18 protein-coding genes and 1 pseudogene are annotated in these 17,238 nt (G+C 71.3%); 1 reads left to right on the top strand and 18 read right to left on the bottom strand.

All coding sequences use genetic code 11. The annotated features are described in order from the left end of the window. Positions 1-178: 178 nt before the first annotated feature. The 12 genes and pseudogenes from PUR53_RS40675 to PUR53_RS40730 all read right to left on the bottom strand — a co-directional run bounded on the left by PUR53_RS40675 (position 179) and on the right by PUR53_RS40730 (position 9,927). The gene (locus PUR53_RS40675; RefSeq protein ID WP_329911849.1) at positions 179-898 is read right to left on the bottom strand and encodes a DUF317 domain-containing protein; all 720 of its coding nucleotides are present in this window, start codon (positions 896-898) and stop codon (positions 179-181) included. A 149-nt stretch (positions 899-1,047) separates the two neighbouring features. Beyond that, positions 1,048-2,838, bottom strand: coding sequence for a type IV secretory system conjugative DNA transfer family protein (locus tag PUR53_RS40680; protein ID WP_329911851.1), 1,791 nt, complete (start codon positions 2,836-2,838; stop codon positions 1,048-1,050). Between the two features lie 101 nt (positions 2,839-2,939). Beyond that, positions 2,940-3,464: a hypothetical protein gene (locus PUR53_RS40685; RefSeq protein WP_329911852.1), complete on the bottom strand. Its 525-nt coding sequence runs from the start codon at positions 3,462-3,464 to the stop codon at positions 2,940-2,942. A gap of 72 nt (positions 3,465-3,536) precedes the next feature. Beyond that, positions 3,537-4,364, bottom strand: a complete 828-nt coding sequence (locus PUR53_RS40690) for a DUF317 domain-containing protein (RefSeq protein ID WP_329911853.1) — start codon at positions 4,362-4,364, stop codon at positions 3,537-3,539. Beyond that, positions 4,355-4,711 carry a hypothetical protein gene (locus PUR53_RS40695; protein WP_329911855.1) on the bottom strand — a complete coding sequence of 119 codons (357 nt, stop codon included), beginning with the start codon at positions 4,709-4,711 and terminating at the stop codon, positions 4,355-4,357. Before PUR53_RS40695 ends, PUR53_RS40690 begins: the two co-directional genes overlap by 10 nt. A gap of 30 nt (positions 4,712-4,741) precedes the next feature. Next, positions 4,742-5,538 (bottom strand): annotated as a pseudogene (locus PUR53_RS40700) (DUF317 domain-containing protein). Continuing rightward, entirely contained in the window at positions 5,535-5,918 is a 384-nt protein-coding gene (locus tag PUR53_RS40705; protein ID WP_329911857.1) for a hypothetical protein, read from the bottom strand. Before PUR53_RS40705 ends, PUR53_RS40700 begins: the two are co-directional and overlap by 4 nt. A gap of 289 nt (positions 5,919-6,207) precedes the next feature. Next, on the bottom strand, positions 6,208-6,615 hold the full coding sequence (locus PUR53_RS40710; protein ID WP_329911858.1) for a hypothetical protein: 408 nt from the start codon (positions 6,613-6,615) through the stop codon (positions 6,208-6,210). Positions 6,616-7,141: 526 nt separating this feature from the next. After that, positions 7,142-7,483, bottom strand: coding sequence for a hypothetical protein (locus PUR53_RS40715; RefSeq protein WP_329911860.1), 342 nt, complete (start codon positions 7,481-7,483; stop codon positions 7,142-7,144). Positions 7,484-7,767: 284 nt separating this feature from the next. Further along, positions 7,768-8,526 (bottom strand): hypothetical protein, encoded by a 759-nt coding sequence (locus PUR53_RS40720; RefSeq protein WP_329911861.1) that lies wholly within the window; start codon positions 8,524-8,526, stop codon positions 7,768-7,770. 26 nt (positions 8,527-8,552) lie between these two features. Beyond that, positions 8,553-9,248: a hypothetical protein gene (locus PUR53_RS40725; RefSeq protein WP_329911862.1), complete on the bottom strand. Its 696-nt coding sequence runs from the start codon at positions 9,246-9,248 to the stop codon at positions 8,553-8,555. Between the two features lie 253 nt (positions 9,249-9,501). Further along, positions 9,502-9,927, bottom strand: a complete 426-nt coding sequence (locus PUR53_RS40730; RefSeq protein ID WP_329911863.1) for a hypothetical protein — start codon at positions 9,925-9,927, stop codon at positions 9,502-9,504. A gap of 471 nt (positions 9,928-10,398) precedes the next feature. Here PUR53_RS40730 and PUR53_RS40735 point away from each other — a divergent pair, with 471 nt between their 5' ends. Continuing rightward, positions 10,399-10,872, top strand: a complete 474-nt coding sequence (locus PUR53_RS40735; RefSeq protein WP_329911865.1) for a hypothetical protein — start codon at positions 10,399-10,401, stop codon at positions 10,870-10,872. 423 nt (positions 10,873-11,295) lie between these two features. Here PUR53_RS40735 and PUR53_RS40740 read toward each other — a convergent pair whose 3' ends face one another. The 6 genes from PUR53_RS40740 to PUR53_RS40765 all read right to left on the bottom strand — a co-directional run bounded on the left by PUR53_RS40740 (position 11,296) and on the right by PUR53_RS40765 (position 17,142). Beyond that, complete coding sequence (locus PUR53_RS40740) at positions 11,296-11,793, bottom strand: hypothetical protein (protein ID WP_329911867.1); 498 nt, start codon at positions 11,791-11,793, stop codon at positions 11,296-11,298. Between the two features lie 34 nt (positions 11,794-11,827). Beyond that, entirely contained in the window at positions 11,828-13,627 is a 1,800-nt protein-coding gene (locus PUR53_RS40745; protein ID WP_329911868.1) for a hypothetical protein, read from the bottom strand. Further along, positions 13,624-14,766, bottom strand: coding sequence for an AAA family ATPase (locus PUR53_RS40750; protein WP_329912007.1), 1,143 nt, complete (start codon positions 14,764-14,766; stop codon positions 13,624-13,626). The genes PUR53_RS40745 and PUR53_RS40750 overlap by 4 nt, the downstream gene beginning before the upstream one ends. 194 nt (positions 14,767-14,960) lie before the next feature. Then, positions 14,961-15,182, bottom strand: coding sequence for a hypothetical protein (locus PUR53_RS40755; protein WP_329912008.1), 222 nt, complete (start codon positions 15,180-15,182; stop codon positions 14,961-14,963). A gap of 98 nt (positions 15,183-15,280) precedes the next feature. Then, a complete protein-coding gene (locus PUR53_RS40760) occupies positions 15,281-15,613 on the bottom strand; it encodes a hypothetical protein (RefSeq protein WP_329911869.1) in 333 nt (110 codons plus the stop codon). A gap of 443 nt (positions 15,614-16,056) precedes the next feature. After that, positions 16,057-17,142, bottom strand: coding sequence for a hypothetical protein (locus PUR53_RS40765; RefSeq protein WP_329911870.1), 1,086 nt, complete (start codon positions 17,140-17,142; stop codon positions 16,057-16,059). Positions 17,143-17,238: the final 96 nt, after the last annotated feature.

The following is a 17,238-nucleotide window of genomic DNA, read 5'->3' on the forward strand; positions in this document are numbered from 1 at the left end:
GATGCGGTTCAACGGCGCGCTGCGCGTGCTGCGGTCGCGGGAAGGCGGTTCGCGGGGCGTGCGGCGGTGGGTGCAAAAGGGCGTGGTTGGCCGAGGGCGGCGGCCAGCAGCAGGAGATGTTCGGCCGGCACGGTCGGATTGGTCATCACGGGTGGAGGGTCTCTGTTCGGTGGCGGGGTCAGCGGCGGCGCACGGCGCGTTCGAGCCGGGCGGCGGCGTGGTGCACGTGTGGATTCACGGCGGCTGCCCGGACAGGGGTGATGAGCGCGTCATCCAGGTTCCGCACGAGGCGGGGAACATCACCGAAGGCGCGCTCGACCGGCGTGGTCGTGGCGAGTTGGGTGAAGAACTGGGCGACGAGCCGCTCGGGGGTGTCCTGGGTGAAGGCGGCGTACCAATGGGTGTCGAAGCCCCCGCGCACACGGTGGCGAAATCGCCACGGGGTCTCTTCCCCCGGGATGTGCTTCAGGTGGCAGTGGCCGTCGGGCGAGGTGAAGGTGGCACCCTCGCGAGTCCAGTGGCTCAGGTCGGCGATCTGCGCGAGGGGGGTGGAGGTGAGCGGGATCCGTTCGATGTGGCGGTCGTCGCCGAGTAGTTGGGGCAGCGTCTGGGTGACGGCGGCGATGGCCTCGATCGGGGTCTGCTGGGTGAACTTGGCTTCCCACCACGGTTCGTGGTGGGCGATGGTCCACCATTGGCCGTTGGGGTGTCCGGGGTCGAAGCTCACGAAGATGCTGCCGTCGGGACTGTCGACGTGGATGCGTCCGCTTGCGCGCTCGTGCTCGTAGGGCCAGCCGAAGAGGTGGATCAGCGGGCCGATCGCGTCGGCGAGCCGGTCGCCCGCCCCGGCCAGATAGCGCGGGGAGACCAGGACCCGGTCCCCCGCCTCAAACGGCATCACCGACGTACTCCTTCTCTGCGTATGGCGGGCGGTGTGGGGGCGGCCTTCGCAGGCGCTGTCGTCAGGTCGGTGATCTGCACGAAGAAACTCCGGGACGGTAAGAGGGTGAGAACATGGCGAGGAGGGCCGGGGTGAGGCGGCGGGCGTCATCCGGCGGTGCCGGAGGTGTCCTGCTGCGGTGCGTGCTTGGCGACGGCGCGGGCGGTGATGGCCTTCGACGCCCGCGCGGAGGCGGCGGCCAGGCTGTCGGCGCCGGGCTCCGTGTACCAGGGGCGCAGGTCGAGCATGGCGGCGCGCAGGCCGGTGGCGAAGACGAGGGCGGTGCCCTTGGGCAGGGCGCGGATCGCGTCGGCGGGCAGGATCCGTTCCTGCCGCATCGACACCGATGTCGACTTGCCCGATTCGGAGACGGAGGTGGAGGTGGTCTCCACGTCGTGGTCGCCGATGAGGCGGGAGAGTTTGTCGGCGAAGTCGGGGTCGTCGATGCCGGAGCCGATCACCTTGACCGTGCTCGCGGACCACATCGCGTCCATGCCCGCGTCGCCCCACACCTTCTGGCCCTGGCGGTAGGACTGCAGGATCGTGATCGGGATGATCCCGCGCGAGCCCAAGTGGGAGTACAGGTCTGGCAGATCGGAGATCTTGCACACGTTGGCGGCCTCGTCGAGGATCGCGAGCATCGGCGGGTCCAGCCGGCCGCCGGCACGCTCGGCCTGGGCGGTCGCCGCGCGCATGACGGAGTCCGCGCACGCCGCGATCAGGGCACTGGCTCCGCCTCCGCCGTCCTTCGACAACAGGTACAAGGTGTCGGTGCTGACGACGAACTCGGACGGGACGAACTCCCGCACGCTCGGCTGGGGGGTGACCCATGCGGCGATCTCGCTGTTCAGCAGCGCGGCGGCGTACTGGCGGGCGGTCTCGTAGATACCGTCCCGGGTCTCCGGAGGTCCTTCGACGGTGCCCTTGAGCTGGGAGGCGACCGCGCTGAAGCCATGGTCGCGGAGGATGTCGAGCGGGGTCCGGTCGGCGGGGAACGCCAGCCACTGCATGACATCGGTGATCGGCCGGTCGTCCAGAGCGGCGGCGAGGAACAACTGACTCAGGATGTTGGACCCGGCCTTGGACCAGAAGTCCCCCTGCTGGGAGGCGTCCACCGACGCCGCCAGGAAGTGCCCAGCCAGACGCCCGGCGCCGTCGAGGGTCTTGGCGTCGGCGAGCGGATTCCACCACATGGTCCGTTCGGCGTGAGCGATCTGCTGCGGGTCCATCGACCACACCCGACCGACGCCGGCGCGGGCGTCGACGGTGGCGGTGAAGGCGTCGCCGGCGGCCTTGTTACTGGTCAAGAGGACCGGGCCGGGCGCGTTGAGGATGGAGGGGATCGCCAGCGAGGTGGTCTTGCCCGAGCGCGGGGCCATGATGGCGACGGCCACGTCCTCATAACCTATGCGCACCTCGTGCCGGGTGCCCTGCAGATTGCCGAGCAAGATGCCGGTGTCGGAGGCGTCGATGCGCTTGGCGTGCTTCAGGCTCGGGCGCAGGGAGCGGGCCTTGGCGGTGATCGCCTTGGCCAACAGCGGTTCGATGTCCCGGGCCTTGGCCATGCCGGTGACCTTCTTCTCCCGGCCGCCACCGCGGTTGTTGCGCCGCGCCCACAGCATGCCCGCCGCCGTTGCGAGGGCAAGGAGGAGGAGAACGGGAACGATGCGAGCCCCGATCAGCAGGGACGTTGCCCCTGTCGCGGGCCACAGCTGGTGGGGGTGGAGCAGGGCGGTGGTCGGCTGGTAGGGGGCCCAGTCGGCTCCGGTGAGGTGGGCGGTGATGTTTCCGGACAGCCAGGCGAGGTGGGACAGGGGGACGACGACGGCGAGCACGCCGAGCAGGAGGCGGAGGACGAGGTCGTATCCGTCGGTGTTGCTGGGGGAGGAGGGGGGCAAGGGCTATGTGCTTCCGGGCGGGGACGGAGTGGCCAGTGGCTGCGGCGGTTCATTGCCGATGGAATCCGCGCAGGGACCGGGGTCGTCGGTGGAATGCAAGGTCACTTCCGGGCCGGGGTCCGCCGGTCCGCCGCAGAAGCCGTGGCCGGGGCCGGTGCGGGCGCCAGGGGCGAGGGCGCATTGCGGGCGACGGTGTTGATCTCGCGGAGTGTGTTGCCGTGGGTGGCCCAGTCGTCGAGGTAGCTCCACGATTCGGCGTGGTACTCGGCGAGGGCGTCGTCGAATGCCGGGGTACCGGGTGTGGCGGTGGCGGGGAGGGCGTCCCGGGTTTCCCGCCACTGCTGGTGGAGTTGTTCGAGCCGGTCGAGGCCGGCGTGCAGGACACCCAGCTGGTAGACCCAGCGGCTCTGCACGGCGCCCGCGGGCAGGCGGCCCAGTTGCGTCTCCGCGGTCGCCAGCAGATGACGGGCCCCGTGGCGAAGGGGCTCGAACGCCTCGGCGGTGTCGGCGTCGCGCCGGCTCGCACGGAGGCCGTAGGCGTGGTCGTCGTAGGGCCATCCGTCGAGGTCGGTGTGCTCGTCGGAGTAGGCGTCCCAGGCGTCGAGGATCTTCTTGCTGTCGCTCACGTAGCGGTCGAGGTGACGCAGGAGGGTGCGGTGGGCGCGGTGATCGGCGGAAATCGGGGGAGTCCTGTCGGTTCAGCGGCGGGTGGACGTTGGGGAGGCGGGGGTGGGGGTCGTGGCTGCCGGCGGTGCGGGTTTCGTCGTCTGTCGGCGGGTGGAGCGGGCCCGCGCGCGGAGCGAGGCGATACGCGCGGTGTGCGCCTCGACCACTTTCTCGGGGCTCAGTCGGCTCGGTTCCTTGACAGCGCTGTAGTGGGCGGTGCGGTCGAACCCGCCGCGCAGGAGTGGGCTGTCGTCGGTGAGCGCGGTGAGGAACGATCCGACCAGGTGGGCGGGGACGCGTTCGTCGAGGAAGGCATGCCAGATACGCGGGCCGGGGTACCGTCCGTGGCCGGGCTCGCGGGTCTCGACGTGCCAGAACGACCGTTCGTGGAACTCGCTCAGCGGGCGCCGTTCGATGTGGCACATGGCATCCGGTGAGTGCGCCGTGCCGTCGGAGTCGCGCTGCCAGCCTGCCGCAGTCACCGGCTGCCACGCGTCCTGCTGATGTGGTGGAGGGGAGATGAGGGCGTCGGTGAAGCCGGCCAAGACCTCGGCGGGCACGAGTTCACCGAACTCGGCGTACCAGCCCGGCTCGCTGTCGGCGGGTTCGGCCCGCAGCCGCCACCATGCCGAGGTGGCGGACTGCGGATCGAACTGGAGGCTGTGACGCAGGTCGGGGCTGCGCAGGACGATCTCGGCACTCAACGGGTCGGAGACGGCGCTCCATCCGGCGGCGGCCAGGCCATGGGTGACGTGCCGGGCGTCCCCGGGGCCGGCGAGATGGCGGGGGCCGGTGTCGAACGGGATCTGCCAGGCGTGCTTGTCGGCGAACCCGGCGAGCTGCCGCTCGCTCACCGGCATCGGCTGCCCTCCGCCATGGCCGGGGAGGCGTTCGCGAGGAGGGTGCGCAGGTCGTCCAGGGCGTAGTGAAGGGTGTGCTGGTCGGACTGTTCCCACGCGGCGGTGCGCAACTCGTCGACCAGGCGGCCAAGGGCGGGGGTGCGCGGGGTGTCCGTGTGCTCGTGCACGGCGCGGGCGAGGGCGCGCAGGGTGTCGCCGAACTGGACGGGGATGCCGGTGTACTCGTCCAGCAGCGGTTCGGCCAGGGCGAGCGCTACGTTCGGGTCGGGGGCGTCGCGCAAGTACTCGGTGAGCCGGGACAGGGTCTCGGTGGCGGTGTGGAGGTCGTCCATGGTCGGGGCGGGCACAGTGCTCCTTGGGGAGGCGCGAGGGATGGGTCAACGGTGGGCGCGTGCACCGGGGTTGGCGTAGGGGCGGGCCGCGGTGCGGGGGCGGCCGGCCGTCTGGGGTCCGCGGGCCCAGGTGGCGGCGCGGGCGGCGTGGACACGGGCCTGCTGCCAGGCGCCGAGCTGGGAGGGGAGTACGGAGACGGAGGTGGTGCGGATCCGCGCGCTGTACGGGACACGTCCGCGAGGCCGCATCACGGGCTCGGGGCTGGCCAGAGCCTCGGAGAAGGCTTGGACCAAGTGCATGGGTGTGGACGCGGTAAAGGTCGCGTTCCAGCCGTTGCCCTGCTCGTCCCGGGCCCCGGACCACCACAGGGCCTGACCGCCGGGGTCCTGGCGGAACTGCATCCACGCCGCCCCGTCGGGACTCGTGGCGCCGAAGTACCCGTCGCTGCGGCTGGTCTTCCAGCGCTGCTCCCGCAGTGGGGCCCAGACGTCGGGGGCGTGCGCGGCGCGGGGGCGGGTGAGGGCGTCGGTGAGTCCGGCGACGATCTCCACCGGGGTCTGCCGGCCCAGCGACACCGTCCATGCCTCTTGGTGGGCCGTTGCCTTGCTGTGGATCGTCCAACCGCCGGGCTGCACATGGGGGTTGTAGCCGATTCGGATCGTGCGGTCGGGGCTGTCGAGGACGAGTGGTCCGTTGCGCCGGGACCTGTCCTGCCAGCCGCTGGCCCGCAGGAACTCCGCGACGTGCCGCAGGTCGCCGCCGCCCGCCAAGGCGCGGGGCTGGACGAGGTAGTGCTTGCCTGCTCACCGGGCCCCCACCCTTGCGCCTTCTGTCGCTTCACCGGTGGCGCCGAACGACGAGCGGGGCAGCGGTCGGGGGTACGGCTGGTGTGGTGGCGGGGCGGGTGTGGAGGCGTTGGAGGGTGTTGGTGTGCTCGTCGAGATCCAGGCCGATGTCATGGAGTTCGTTGGCGACCCGGCCGAGAGCGAGCCACACCTCTGCGGGCAAGGAGCCTTCTTCGGCCTGCGTCTTGGCGAAGTAGCTGCCGGTGATCACGAGGTGGGTGAAGCGGCCGAGGACTCCGTCTTCGGGGTCCAGGACGCGGGCGATGACCTTCGTGGCCTCGCCGGCAGGCAGAGCTGCGAGGTGGTTGGCGAGTTCGCCGAGCCGGCGGGCGATCTCGTCGGCCAGCCGGACCGGGTTCGGGGCGGGGTGGGGCATGGTCCTCCCGGGCGGGGTTGAGGATCAGTGGTGGTGGCGATGGCCGAACCGTCGGGCTGCGCCGAGACCGGCCTCGGGGTGTTCACCGGGCGGCGGGACGATCCGGTGGGGGCCGGTGGGGACGCCCGCGCGCAGATAGCGGCGGAACAGGGCGGTGGCGAGGCGGGGGGTGCGGTGGCGGGAGATCGGCGGTGGAGTGCGGGGTGCTACGGGTCTCTCCGGTCGGTGGAGCGGGAAGCGAGAGGGGACAGGGCGGCCCCGGGCGGGGGCGGGGCCGCCGCTGTTCGTGCTAGCGGTTGCGTCCGGGCGAGGCGGTGGCGGGGGCTGCGGGAGCCGATGAGGGCCTGGGGCCTCTGGCATCGGCGAGACGGTCGCGTATGTCTGCCACGGCCTGCCGGTAGGCGGCCTCGTCGAAGACGTCGGGGCTGCAGTTGACCCTGTATCCGGCCAGTTCAAGCAGGGCGGTCGCGCGGGTCGCGAGTTGCTCCTGCTGAGAGTCGTCGAGGTGCCCGGGGACCTGGTGCCAGATACAGGAGGGCCCCGGGGTGACGGCTTCCTTGCGCTCCAGGCCGAGTCGGTCGAGCAGGGCGAGGAGTTGCTCAGGAGCGGCGGTTGGGCTGACGGCGTAGATGGTGTCTGTCAGGGCCTTGCGGTAGATCTCGACGGCGGTGCCGTATTCGTCGGCGAGGTTGCCCATGGTCAGCGAGTTCCTGTTCAGCGATGGTGGGAAGGTGCGGGACTGGTTGGCTTTCGACGGCTCGGCAGCGAGGGTCGGCGGCGCGACCGGTGGGGACGGCGGGCGTCGCCGCCCGCCTGGCTGATCTCCCGGCCGGGCCCATGCGTCGTCCGAGTCCCGTCTCGCCCTGGTGCCGCATCCCTCGGCGGCAGTGAGCCAGATCCGTGGCCTGCGGTCTGACGGAAGTGGTGCGGGATCCGACAGCGCCACCGACATCAGAACCGGACTCCGGCACGGCAGACCGGATCCCGCAACCTGTAGGTTCTCGTCGCTCGTGTCCTACGGCGAGGCTGTGACCAGCGGCTTCTCGCGGTGTCTCACGCCGTGGCCAGCCGCTCAATCTCACAGATGTGTCCAAATCCTCGGCCTTTGCCACCGAGGGCACGGCGCTGACCTGCGGACTCTCATTGCTGGCCACCGAGTGGCCACGGTTCGTGTGAAGTGGCCACCGGTTCTGGGAACCTACAACCCGCTGAAACGGGGGAGGCTAGCCTGCGAGTTGGAGCAGCATGTCCTTGCGGATCCAGCCGTAGGTTCCGGCCTTCAGGCCGCTCTTGGACCGGCTGGTGAGCTTCGTGTGGTACCAGGAGCCGTTGCCGCAGTAGACCCGGAGGTCATCGCCGTCGTACAGCAGGCCCTTGCTCGTGTAGGCCGTGCTCGGGCCGGTGCGGTAGTTGATCCCGTTGCCGTCGACGACGGCGTTGTGGTCGGCGACGTTGTAGGTGCAGGAGGGCGTGGCGGCTGATGCGGTCGGCGCCAGCGCGGCGGCCGTGCCGCCGAGGAGGGTGACCGACAGGGCGACAGTGGCGAGGCGGCGTAGGGCAGTCATCAGGATGTGTGTCTTCTCCGGGATGTCGGGGGGCGCTTCCAAGGCGAGGGGCGCCCGGTGGGGGGTGTGCAGTCCGAGGTCAGCGGCTGCGGGATGCCGGGGGCTGGACACTGCTCGGCGGGGCGGTGGTGCCCGTCGGGTGGGGTGTGCGGGCGGCGTGATTGCGGGCGTGGAGGATGACCTCGCTGGCCTGGCTCATGGACTCGGTGCACTTCCTCAGCTGCGCGAGGGTCCTTTGGTGATGGTGACGTACTCCACCGCCGAGAAGACGGGCTCCTTCGCCGTCATCGGGTCCGGCCCGCCGGCGTACGGGTACCGGCTGTGACCGGCGGCGTCGCGGCGGGGGCGGCGGTGGGGGCGGTACGGCCGGCGGGGTGCTGGAGGGCGGTGCCGATGCCGAGCGTGTCCAGCTGTGGGCCGATCTCGCGCAGGGCGCGTGCCTGGGCCTGGGTGTCGTCGCCGTGGAGGTGGTAGATGCCGCTGTGCGGGTCCTGGACGAAGCCGTGGGCGAGGAGGACCGGACGGGCACGGTCGTCGGCGGGGGCGGTGGCGATGCTGCCGTCCGGCTGCCAGGTCAGGACCAGCCGGTCCGGCTGGGAGGACCGGCTGCCTCCCAGGGCGTGGTGGCGGACCTGGGCGAGCGCCCGGTCGTAGCGGGCGAGCAGGTCGCCGGCTATCTGCTCGGCGCTCAGGAACGGGTCGTCGGCCAGGGCGAGGCCGTTCGGCTCGGGGACCGTGCGGTATGCCTCGCTGGGCAGGGCGCGGGGGGCGACGGCGGCGATGAGGAAGCCCTCGCGTGCGCCTGGCCGGTCCAGCAGGACGAGCTGGGCGCCGTCCGGGCGGTTCAGAACGATGGCCTGCTGCAGCGGGTGCTCGGCAAGACGGGCGGCGACCAGGTCCAGGTCCCAGATCTGGTCGGCCAGTTCGGCGAGATCGTCCTTGGCATCCGGCGGCAGGTGCAAGGTGGTCCAGGTGCCGGGGAGTTCACCGGCGAGGACGTCGGCGTACGAGGCGAGGCGCTCGGAGATGTCGTGATCGTGCATGGTGTCCTAGGGGCGGAGGGGGAGTTTCAGCGGCGCGGTCCGGCGGCCACTGGGGGCGGCGGGGCCGGGAGGGCGCGTGGCGGGGGAGGGCAGGCACATACGGCGGAGCGCTCGCGTTCGGTGGCGGGAACTTGCTCGGTGCAGGTGCTGCGGCCGGGGTGCGGGGCGTGCCGGTCGGCCAGCTCGTTGCGGGTGTGCCCGAGGTCGTTGCGGATGACGCGCAGGTACTCGTCGGCGAGGTGGCGCAGCCGCCGGGCGATGTACGGGTCGGCCGGTGCGCCGAGCCCGTCGTGGAAGTCGGCGGTGGCGGTGAGGACTTCCTCCAGCGCGGCCAGGACACCGTCATGGGCTGCGGTCAGCTCGGTCAGCGCATCGGCCGCCTCGTCCGTGGTGACGGCCTCGCGAACGCGCTCGGCGAGGTGGGCGACCAGGGAGCCCAGCGACGGATATGCGGCCGGACGGGCGGCGGTGTCGAAAGCCGTGTCGCAGTCGACGTGATAACCGGCGGCCCGCAGACGGGCGACCGCGTCGGTGCCGAGACGCCTCTCGTCGTCCTGGGCGAGGCCGACCGGCGCCCGGTGGTAGGTCTCGTGGAGACGGACGACGGCGACGAAACCCGCCCGCTGCAGGACGCTGTGCGCCTCAACGTCCCCGCCACGGGCGAGGAGTTCACCGGAGTGAGAGTCGAGGCGGACGTCCAGGAAACGGTCGGTACGGGGCAAAGAGACGTTTCTCCTAAGGTGATCGGCCGGTGGTGGCCCGGGCGGTGACACGGCCAGTCCGCCGGTCGTCGACCGCACCCGGCGGTGAACGGATCCTCCAGGCAGGGGACTTCGAGGCGCTCGGCCCACTGGACGGACATCCGGGGTGCCCGGGCCAGTGGGCGACGACCCTCTTCTCCGTGAGGCACATCGTTCGGCGGGACCGGCCCCCAGCGTCGCCTCGGGCTGTGGGATCGCTCATGAGGATGGGGTGTCACCGGCCGTTGCGGACGTCGGCGATGTGGACGAGCTGGCCCAGGGCGGTGGTGGTGTACCAGCCGCAGTCGATCAGCTCCTCGCGGCCGGCGAACCGCGCACGGAGGGTGTCCTCCATGGCCCGCAGGTGGATCAGGCAGTCCGGGCAGCGGCGCGAGAGGTGCACGAGGTAGCGGGGGTGGGCGGTGATGTAGGACTGGGCTCCGCCGGTCGCGTCGTACAGCCGCCAGCCGTCCTCGTCGGTCGGGGTGTGCCAGGACGGGGCGACGACGCGCATCGCGTCGCCCCACAGTTCTCCACCGGCGACCCCCTTCACGACGATGACGGTGTCACCACTCTGGAAGTGCTGGTGGGTGATGTCCCGGGCGGGTGTGAGCGGGTCGGGCGTCGGCGCGAAGGCCGAGGTGGGCGGGGGCTGGGACATGGGTTCCTTCCACGCATTCGGTGGCGGGGTGGGAGGAACAATGGTCCGCAGGAACGCCGGTTTGGCTAACCGGCGTTTCCCGGCTATGTTCCCCCTGCCGTCACCGGAACGGGTTCTCCGTCCCGAGGTCCGCCGCAGCGGCTGCGTCGAGGAGTTCGAGCAGGTCAGTGGTTTCGGCGTCACGCTGGTCGATCCACCATCACAGCCGGGGCGTGCACGTAGACCAGGACGATGCGCTGCCGGGCGTTCCCCTCGCACCCCGAGGCATGGGCGCTGTGCGGTACGCAGTAACACGCGCAGCCTGCGGCATAGTCGGAGCCCCGCCCTAGAGAGTGAGAACGGGGAGTTCCGGACACCGGAGACCAGGACGAGGGTTGTTGACGGCAGTGAGGTTTCTGGGACGGGGCCGTGAGGCATTCCCCGGCGTATGGGGTACGGGCCGTGTGTGACCTTTGGAGGAGTGGGAGTGCTGTGTCTGAGTCCCGGATGGTGAGGGAGCAGGAACTCGAACCCGAGGTGGATTTCTACGGGATGTCCTTGCAGGACGAGGAGTCGGCCCAGGTTGCCTATCCAGGCGGGCGTGTCATGGATGAGGGCGTGTTCGTGACCGCTCATCCTGGCCGGGTCGATATCGAGAGCGCTGGTCACACTCACACGCCGGCGATGACCGCTCAGGTGTGGGACGGCGAACCACCTGTGGACACCAGCCGCGTGTGGGACCAGCGGGCCGACACCATTGTGAGGTCCGCGACGGGCACTCTGGGGGTGTGGGCGGTGGCGTACGGCCCGATCGAGGATGTGATCGAGTTGGGGGCTTCCGGCCGGGAGTGGCGTGTGCGGGTGTACTGCTCCGGCCGCGAGGAGGTGGCTCGCGTCGTCGAGGAGGATGGGATCGCCGAGGGCGTTGAGCGCTACCTCGTGCAGTTCTGGCCCCAGCCGGCGTGAGAGCAGGCCCCGGTCAGGACCCCGACCGCCACAGCGGTGGATAAGGTCCGGCGCAACGTCATTCTCATAGTCCCCGTTCACCTGATGAGGCTGCGCACCACACGTCCCGCGAAGCAGCCGGCAGGAGAACTCATCTGGCGCGCAGCAAAGGATGACGACAGTCCCAGAGGGACTCAGGCCCCCCTTGGGCACGCCACCGTCTCATCGCACGCATGTGCCAATCAAGGCAACTTGAGCCATCTGTTCACCCGCGATGAGGTGAGCGGGCGGTGCCGGTCCGGCCGCCCGGGGACGTGACCGGCCGATGTCGCGGAGACGGAGACCCGATCTCGCGTGGGCAGCGGGACCGCCGAGTTGCTGGCGCAGGCCGTCCGTCAGGCGGGCGGCATCGGGGCTGGTGATGCTCACCAGCCGCAGGCGGTTCTACCGGTACGGGTTTTCGGTTCCGCGGTCGGCCTCGGTGGCGGCGTCGAGGAGTTCCGGCAGATCGGTGCCGTCGGCATCCCTCTGGTCGATCCACCAGCTGGCCCTGGTGACCGTGCGGATCTTCTCCTCCGCGACCGCCCAGTCGGTCTCGCTCCAGGTGCCCTCGGTGACCAGGGCGGTGTAGGCGCGGGTGACGAGCTGGTGGCGGGAGCGTTCGCCCCAGCTCAGAGCGCGTTCGGTGCCCTCCAGCGGCGGCATCTCGAACTGCTCGGCCCACTGGGCTGCGGTCTGCTGTTCCTCGGCGCGCTTGGCGGCGAGCCACTCTTCCTTGCCGGCGCTGTCGGCGTCGCGGGCGGCCTTCCAGCAGTCACTGCATGTGCGTTCGGCGAGCCACCGGGCGAAGCCGGCCCGGCTGTCGGCGGGTCGGTTCGACAGATCGTGCTGGGCCTCGTGGCCGCAGGAGTGAGTGACGGTCCAATGTCTACGGATTGCCACGTAGTTGTTCCTGCTTTCTGTCTTCTGTGTTGTCTCAGCGTGTCCTGCGGATGGCGTCTGTGGCCGCCGTGGCGATGGCGACGGGAGCGCTGGAGGGCTGGGGCAGGTGCAGCAAGGTGGTCCCCGGCAAATGGTGGGACTTCGCGGTGAGGGTGAGCTGGAGTACGGCGCAGCCGGCGGTCGTGAGCTGCTTGACGCGGGTGACGGCTTGAGCGGTTTCGTCGCTGCGGTACCGGGCGTCGGTGACGATCACGAGGAGGCGGCCGGCGCCGGGGCGACTGAGTTCGAGGCCGTGGTCGAGTGCGTCGATGGCGTCGGCGAGGTTGTGGTGGCCGCCGTTGGCATCGAACGTCGTCACGCGCTCTGGTGCGCGGTGGGTGGGTCGGGTCAATGCGGTCAGGTGCCTGTCGTAGGCGATGGTGGCGGTACGGGAGTCGGGGTCGGTCAGGGCTGCTGCGCGTGCCACGATCCAGGCAGCGGACGCGACGGGCGCGCAGGCGGCACGCATGGAGCCGGAGACGTCGACGGCTATACCCACACGCAGCGGTGGGGTGGGGGAGTTCCGGCGGCGGGTGTGGGTGAACGGTTCCGCGGTGGGGACTGACCCGGCCGCGCGCTGAGCGTCGCGGGCGAGGGCCGCGCGCATGTTGAGGCGGCCGGGCGGGGTGGGGCTGGTGGTCCGCTCCTCGGTCCGCTCGCGGTAGGCGGCGGCGCGCAGGGCGCGGCTCAGGCGCGCGGCGGCGCTCTGCTCGGCGGCGGTGGGCCTGCGGGTGCCGGTGACCGGGTTGCTGTTGGGCGCCGGTGTGCCGTCGGGGGTGACGGTGGTGCCACGGGCGTTGAAGACCGACTTGGCGGTGGCGGCGGCTTTGCGTCGCTGGCCGGCCCGCTGGGCGCGGTCCTGAGCCTGCGCCTTGGACTGCGCGGCCATGGCGTTGGTCGCTGTGGCCTGTGCCGCAAGGTCGGCGGCGTCGGTGGCTGCCGTGCTGTCCATGACGACCCCCACGGCGCCGGACAGCAGATCGGTGAGGTTCTCCGGCACGGGCAGGGCGGGGGCCGCGGTGTCCAGAGCGTCGCACCATTTTTGGGCGTGCGCGAGCATGGTCGTGGCGTCGTGGTCGGCGCACTGGTGGGCTGCGGTCCAGATGCGGGTGAGTGTGGCCAGCAGGTTTGCGCCCAGCACCTTTTCGCACAGATCGGCGACGGCCCGGGTCTCGCCGGCGTCCAGGATGCCGACGTCACGGCGGCCGAGGACCAGGGCCGCCACGGCGGCGGCGTGCTCGATGCCCTGGAGGGTGGGGTGGGCGATGTCGGGCATGACCAGGGTTCGGGCACTGGTGCGCAGGTACGTGCGGTCCGTGGGCCGCGTGATCAGGTGTGCGCCTTCGACACGGCTCTCCTCCAGCAGGAGCGCGGCCTCGACGAGACGGGGGTTGGCTCCGGCAGGCGCCGTCCAGACGGAGTGGGCCGCGTGCGCGGCCTCGTGGACGAACACTCCCCAGGCGGTGGGATACCGCTCCTCGTCGCCCACGATCCGCGGATGGATCTCGTGTGGCTGGAGCGGGGCGAACAGGCCGGCGTCGAACTCGACCTCGCCCAGAGTGGGGAAGAACGCGGCCGGCGCGCCGCTGCGCGTGCCGGGGCGGCAGGTGACGAGGAGGTCCTGGCGGCCGGAGAGGGCGACCAGCCGGTCGCCGAGTTCGGCTCCCACGCGCAGCCACGCGTCCGGGGAGGAACGGGGTTGCGCGGGTGGGGCGCCGTCGTCGTCCCATCGCGCGAGGTCGGCGTCGTCGTCCGGCGTGGTGGCGGGGGACTGGACGTGGTGGTGGGCGTTCATCGCGAGCGGCCCCGGTGCGCGGAGCCGGTGCTGCCCGGGGGCTGCCGGACGGCCGAGGCGGGAAGCTGCTTGCCGAGGGTGAGGGGAGCGACCTCCTTGACGCCAGCAGCCTTGATGACGGCAGCGGCGACGGCGTCGCGATCCTCCACAGGAGCGATGCCGACCAGGTTCGCGAGCGCGGCTTTGGTGCCGAGGACGGCCTCGGTCTTCTGGTAGCTGAGCAGCTCTCGCAGTTGGGGGGCCCAGCCCAGCTCGCCGAGTTCGACTTGGCGGGAGAGGTGTCGGGCGACCCGGACCACCCGGGCATCGATCCTCAGCGCCAGGGCGAGGTCATAGTCCGTGCCGATCTGGATCTGCACGCTGAACCGGCTCGCGAGCGCCTCCGTCAAAACCGCCCCGTGGACGCCGGGATTGTGGCCCGCCACCACGTAGAAGCCCGGCTCGGCCTTGATGGTCTCGCCCTTGTGGGCCTTGACCTGGATCTGCCTGCGCCCGTCCATCGCGGGATACAACGCCGCCAGGACCTTCGGTGAGATCAAGGTGGCATCGTCGATCAGCAGGGCTCGGCCCTCGGTCATCGCGGTGACCAGCGGACCGTACTGGAAGACGTAGGCTCCCGCGTCGTCCTGTGTGTACTCGCCGATCAAGTCGCCGACCGTGGTGTCGCCGTCACCGGCGACGGTGAGCAGGTCCTCGAACGCCGCCTCGACCAGACTCGTCTTGCCGGTGCCCGGAGGGCCGTAGAGCAGCACCGGCACGTCGGCGTCGCGCAAGCGATTCAACGCCTCGACGTCGGGCAGATCGGCCAGCTCCCGGGGGTGGTAGACCTGGCCCCCCGCACGGCGGATCGGGCCGGTCTGCCTGGGCGTGGCTGCTGCGGGAATGGTCGTTCGGGCCGTCGCCGCCTGGGCGCGGGGGGAGTGGGTGCCCGGTGGGCTGATCACAGCAGTCTGCGCGGCTGCGGCGGTCTTCGCGTTCGCGCGGAACTCCGGTTGTCCGGTTCCGCCTTGGTCGGCCTCGCCGCGTCTCACCAGGGTAAGGGCGGCGTTGCGAACGGCGCCGTGGGAGTGGCCCAGCTGCCTGGCCATGTCCCCGATCGTGAGCGTGTCCGCCGGCCGGCCGGCCAGCAGTCGGGCCACCTTGGCCCGTAGTTCGCCGCCCTTGGTCCGCGCTGGACTGGTAGGCGTTCCGGATGTGGTCACAACGAGGCCCCTTCAACAGGTACGGGTGCGGACGGGGTTGGCGATGCGCTGGAGAGGCTGGCCGCTCTCGGAGCGGATCACGGACTGTGCCGACATCGGCGACCGGGCCAACCGGGGCGTACCGTCGGCGCTCACCGGCCGACCGAGGGCTCGGTCCAGATGCACGGGATGGCCGGCGACGAGCAGCTCGCTGGCTGCCGAGCAGGCCCGTGCGTCCGCTCCGTACCGCCTTCCGTCGCTCGGCAGGCGCAGCCTGGCGTCTCTTCGAAGCCGGCCTGGAGCAGGATCCGCCGGGCGGCGGCGTTGTAGCCGGTGGTGGTGATCTCGCCGGTGATGGTGTGCCGGATCGTCATGAACGGCTCTGCTGGTGCTTCGGGCAAGCGGATCTCCTACCGGTGGTGGCGGGAAGCGGTGGGGTGTTGGGGGATCGGCTGCTTGTGGGCGGTCATGGTCAGCGGCGTGTCCGGTGTCCTTTCGGCGCGTCCGGCGCCGGCCGGATTGCCGGAGGCGGTGTGGGCTGGCCGGGGGGCGGGATCCGGAGGTCGGGGTCGAGGTGTACGGGGTAGCGGGCTGCGTTCAGCATCTCGGCGGCCCAGGACGCGTGGCGGTTCTCCCAGTCGCGTCCGAGGTCGAAGGGCAGCCGGACCCACTGCCCCCGCAGGGCGGGGAAGGTCATGAACCCGGCCCGGGCCAGGATCAGCCCGGCGAACTCGTCGTAGGCTCCTTCGACTTCGACCTCACCGCCCGGACCGCGCAGGATACGGATCGGCTCGGCGGTGTTCATCGGCCCCGTCCCCGGCGAGGGACCGGCGTGGTGACGGTGAACGCAGGGGGCGTGGAAGTGCCTCGGGCCAGGGCGGTGATGCGCGAGGGAAGCCGTGCTGCGGCCCGTGCGATGCGTGAGCGCTGCTCGGCCCGGTCGTTACCGGCCGACGGCGGTGCGGGAGCCGGTGCAGGGCCGGGGTCGAGTGTTCTGTCGGCTTGTACGGCGTAGCCGAGGTTGCGCAGGTCGCGGACGGCCTGGCGAGTGCGGCGCAGTGCGTCGCGGTCGGGGTCGGTGAGCCGGTACAGCCCCGGGGAGAAGGGGACGGGCTCGAACTGCTCGCGGGTCAGGAACCATTCGGCCAGGTGCGGGGTGAAGGTCGGGCCGGCGGTGGCGATGTAGCCGTGCTCGGGGTCGGTTCGGAAGCGGAAGTGGTGGAACAGAGGCGGATCCTCATCTACGGGTCACCGGCGTGGAGCCGGAGGCTCGGGTGGGCATCGCACGGCGGGCGGCGCCGGGGCGGAGGTGGTGCCGGGCAGCGTCCGGGTGGGGCCGACGGGTTCGGCCGCACGGGCGATGCGTACGAAGGAATCGCGTTCAGTGAGCCACGTTTCGATGGCCGGCACCGCCTCCAGGCCGAGCCGGACGCGTACCTCCTTCAGCGGCTGCACGCGGGCGGTGGGCTGGACGTCAGTAGGGAGGTTGTTGCGAAGCCAGGTGTCGAATGCCGCCTGGCTGGGGGTCAGCCCCTCGCTCAGCTGCTCCACGATCGCGGCGTCGGTGGAACCGTCCGCGAGCGTGGCACGGCACTGGTGGAGCAGGGAGGGCGCGTGGGTGAGGACGGCTCGGAAGGCGTGCCAGGCCCGTTCGGCGAAGGCCCTGTTCACCTCCAGTCGTGCGCGGCCGGTGAGCGCGGTGCCGTCACCGGCGAGGCCGGTCCCCCGAATCGCCGCCGCGGTGTCGTACTCGTCGCGTCGCCGCTCGAGTGCCGTGACCACGGCGTCCAGACGCCGCTCGTGCAGGGCTCCCCGGTAGGCCGGGAGGTAGGTGTCCGTGATCGCCGCGGCGGCAGGGCCGGAGTGTGGGGGAAGCACGATGCCGGGCGGGGCGTAGGGGTTGTCGTAGCTGTCGTCGAACTCCTGGGGCGCGAGCGCCGCGAGGAAATAGCCGTGTGCGGGATCCCCGTTCCGCTCGGCGAGCAGGAGTTCGATGCCGGTGTCGCTGGTCAGTTTCACCGCGTACGGCACCCGCTGCTCCTCCACGGCCTGGACGAACTCGCCGCGGTCCCAGAGGCAGGGCAGCAGATCGCCGTGCCAGTGGGGGTGGGCGTAGATCTCGACCTGTGTGCTCCAGGTCCCGGGCAGGTGTCCGGCGATCTGGTCGGCGACGTCGCCGACGAACGGGCGTGAACTGACCCGCGCGGTGGTGCGGTGGCGTTGGGCGAGCGGCAGGAGGTGTGCGACGGCGGTCTGGAAGTCCGGGCCGGGAAGGTGGTGGCTGCCGTCTTTCCGGCTGGTGAATCCGGCCTGTTCCAGGGCGGTGTGGGCCAACCGGTACTGCTAGCCGTGGGCGATGGCGAGCAGACCGGCGGCGCGGCTGTAGACGAGCAGGATCTTGGCGGCAGGGTTCGCAGAGATGGGTGGGGT

The organism is Streptomyces sp. SP18BB07 (assembly GCF_036322545.1).
Lineage (GTDB): Bacteria > Actinomycetota > Actinomycetes > Streptomycetales > Streptomycetaceae > Streptomyces > Streptomyces deccanensis.

What these genes read in the sequence shown, in the direction of transcription:
- PUR53_RS40675 (WP_329911849.1), bottom strand. Translation starts at nt 898, where the DNA reads ATGCCGTTTGAGGCGGGGGACCGGGTCCTGGTCTCCCCGCGCTATCTG.
- PUR53_RS40690 (WP_329911853.1), bottom strand. Translation starts at nt 4,364, where the DNA reads ATGCCGGTGAGCGAGCGGCAGCTCGCCGGGTTCGCCGACAAGCACGCC.
- PUR53_RS40705 (WP_329911857.1), bottom strand. Translation starts at nt 5,918, where the DNA reads ATGCCCCACCCCGCCCCGAACCCGGTCCGGCTGGCCGACGAGATCGCC.
- PUR53_RS40710 (WP_329911858.1), bottom strand. Translation starts at nt 6,615, where the DNA reads ATGGGCAACCTCGCCGACGAATACGGCACCGCCGTCGAGATCTACCGC.
- PUR53_RS40715 (WP_329911860.1), bottom strand. Translation starts at nt 7,483, where the DNA reads ATGACTGCCCTACGCCGCCTCGCCACTGTCGCCCTGTCGGTCACCCTC.
- PUR53_RS40720 (WP_329911861.1), bottom strand. Translation starts at nt 8,526, where the DNA reads ATGCACGATCACGACATCTCCGAGCGCCTCGCCTCGTACGCCGACGTC.
- PUR53_RS40730 (WP_329911863.1), bottom strand. Translation starts at nt 9,927, where the DNA reads ATGTCCCAGCCCCCGCCCACCTCGGCCTTCGCGCCGACGCCCGACCCG.
- PUR53_RS40745 (WP_329911868.1), bottom strand. Translation starts at nt 13,627, where the DNA reads ATGAACGCCCACCACCACGTCCAGTCCCCCGCCACCACGCCGGACGAC.
- PUR53_RS40755 (WP_329912008.1), bottom strand. Translation starts at nt 15,182, where the DNA reads ATGACGATCCGGCACACCATCACCGGCGAGATCACCACCACCGGCTAC.
- PUR53_RS40760 (WP_329911869.1), bottom strand. Translation starts at nt 15,613, where the DNA reads ATGAACACCGCCGAGCCGATCCGTATCCTGCGCGGTCCGGGCGGTGAG.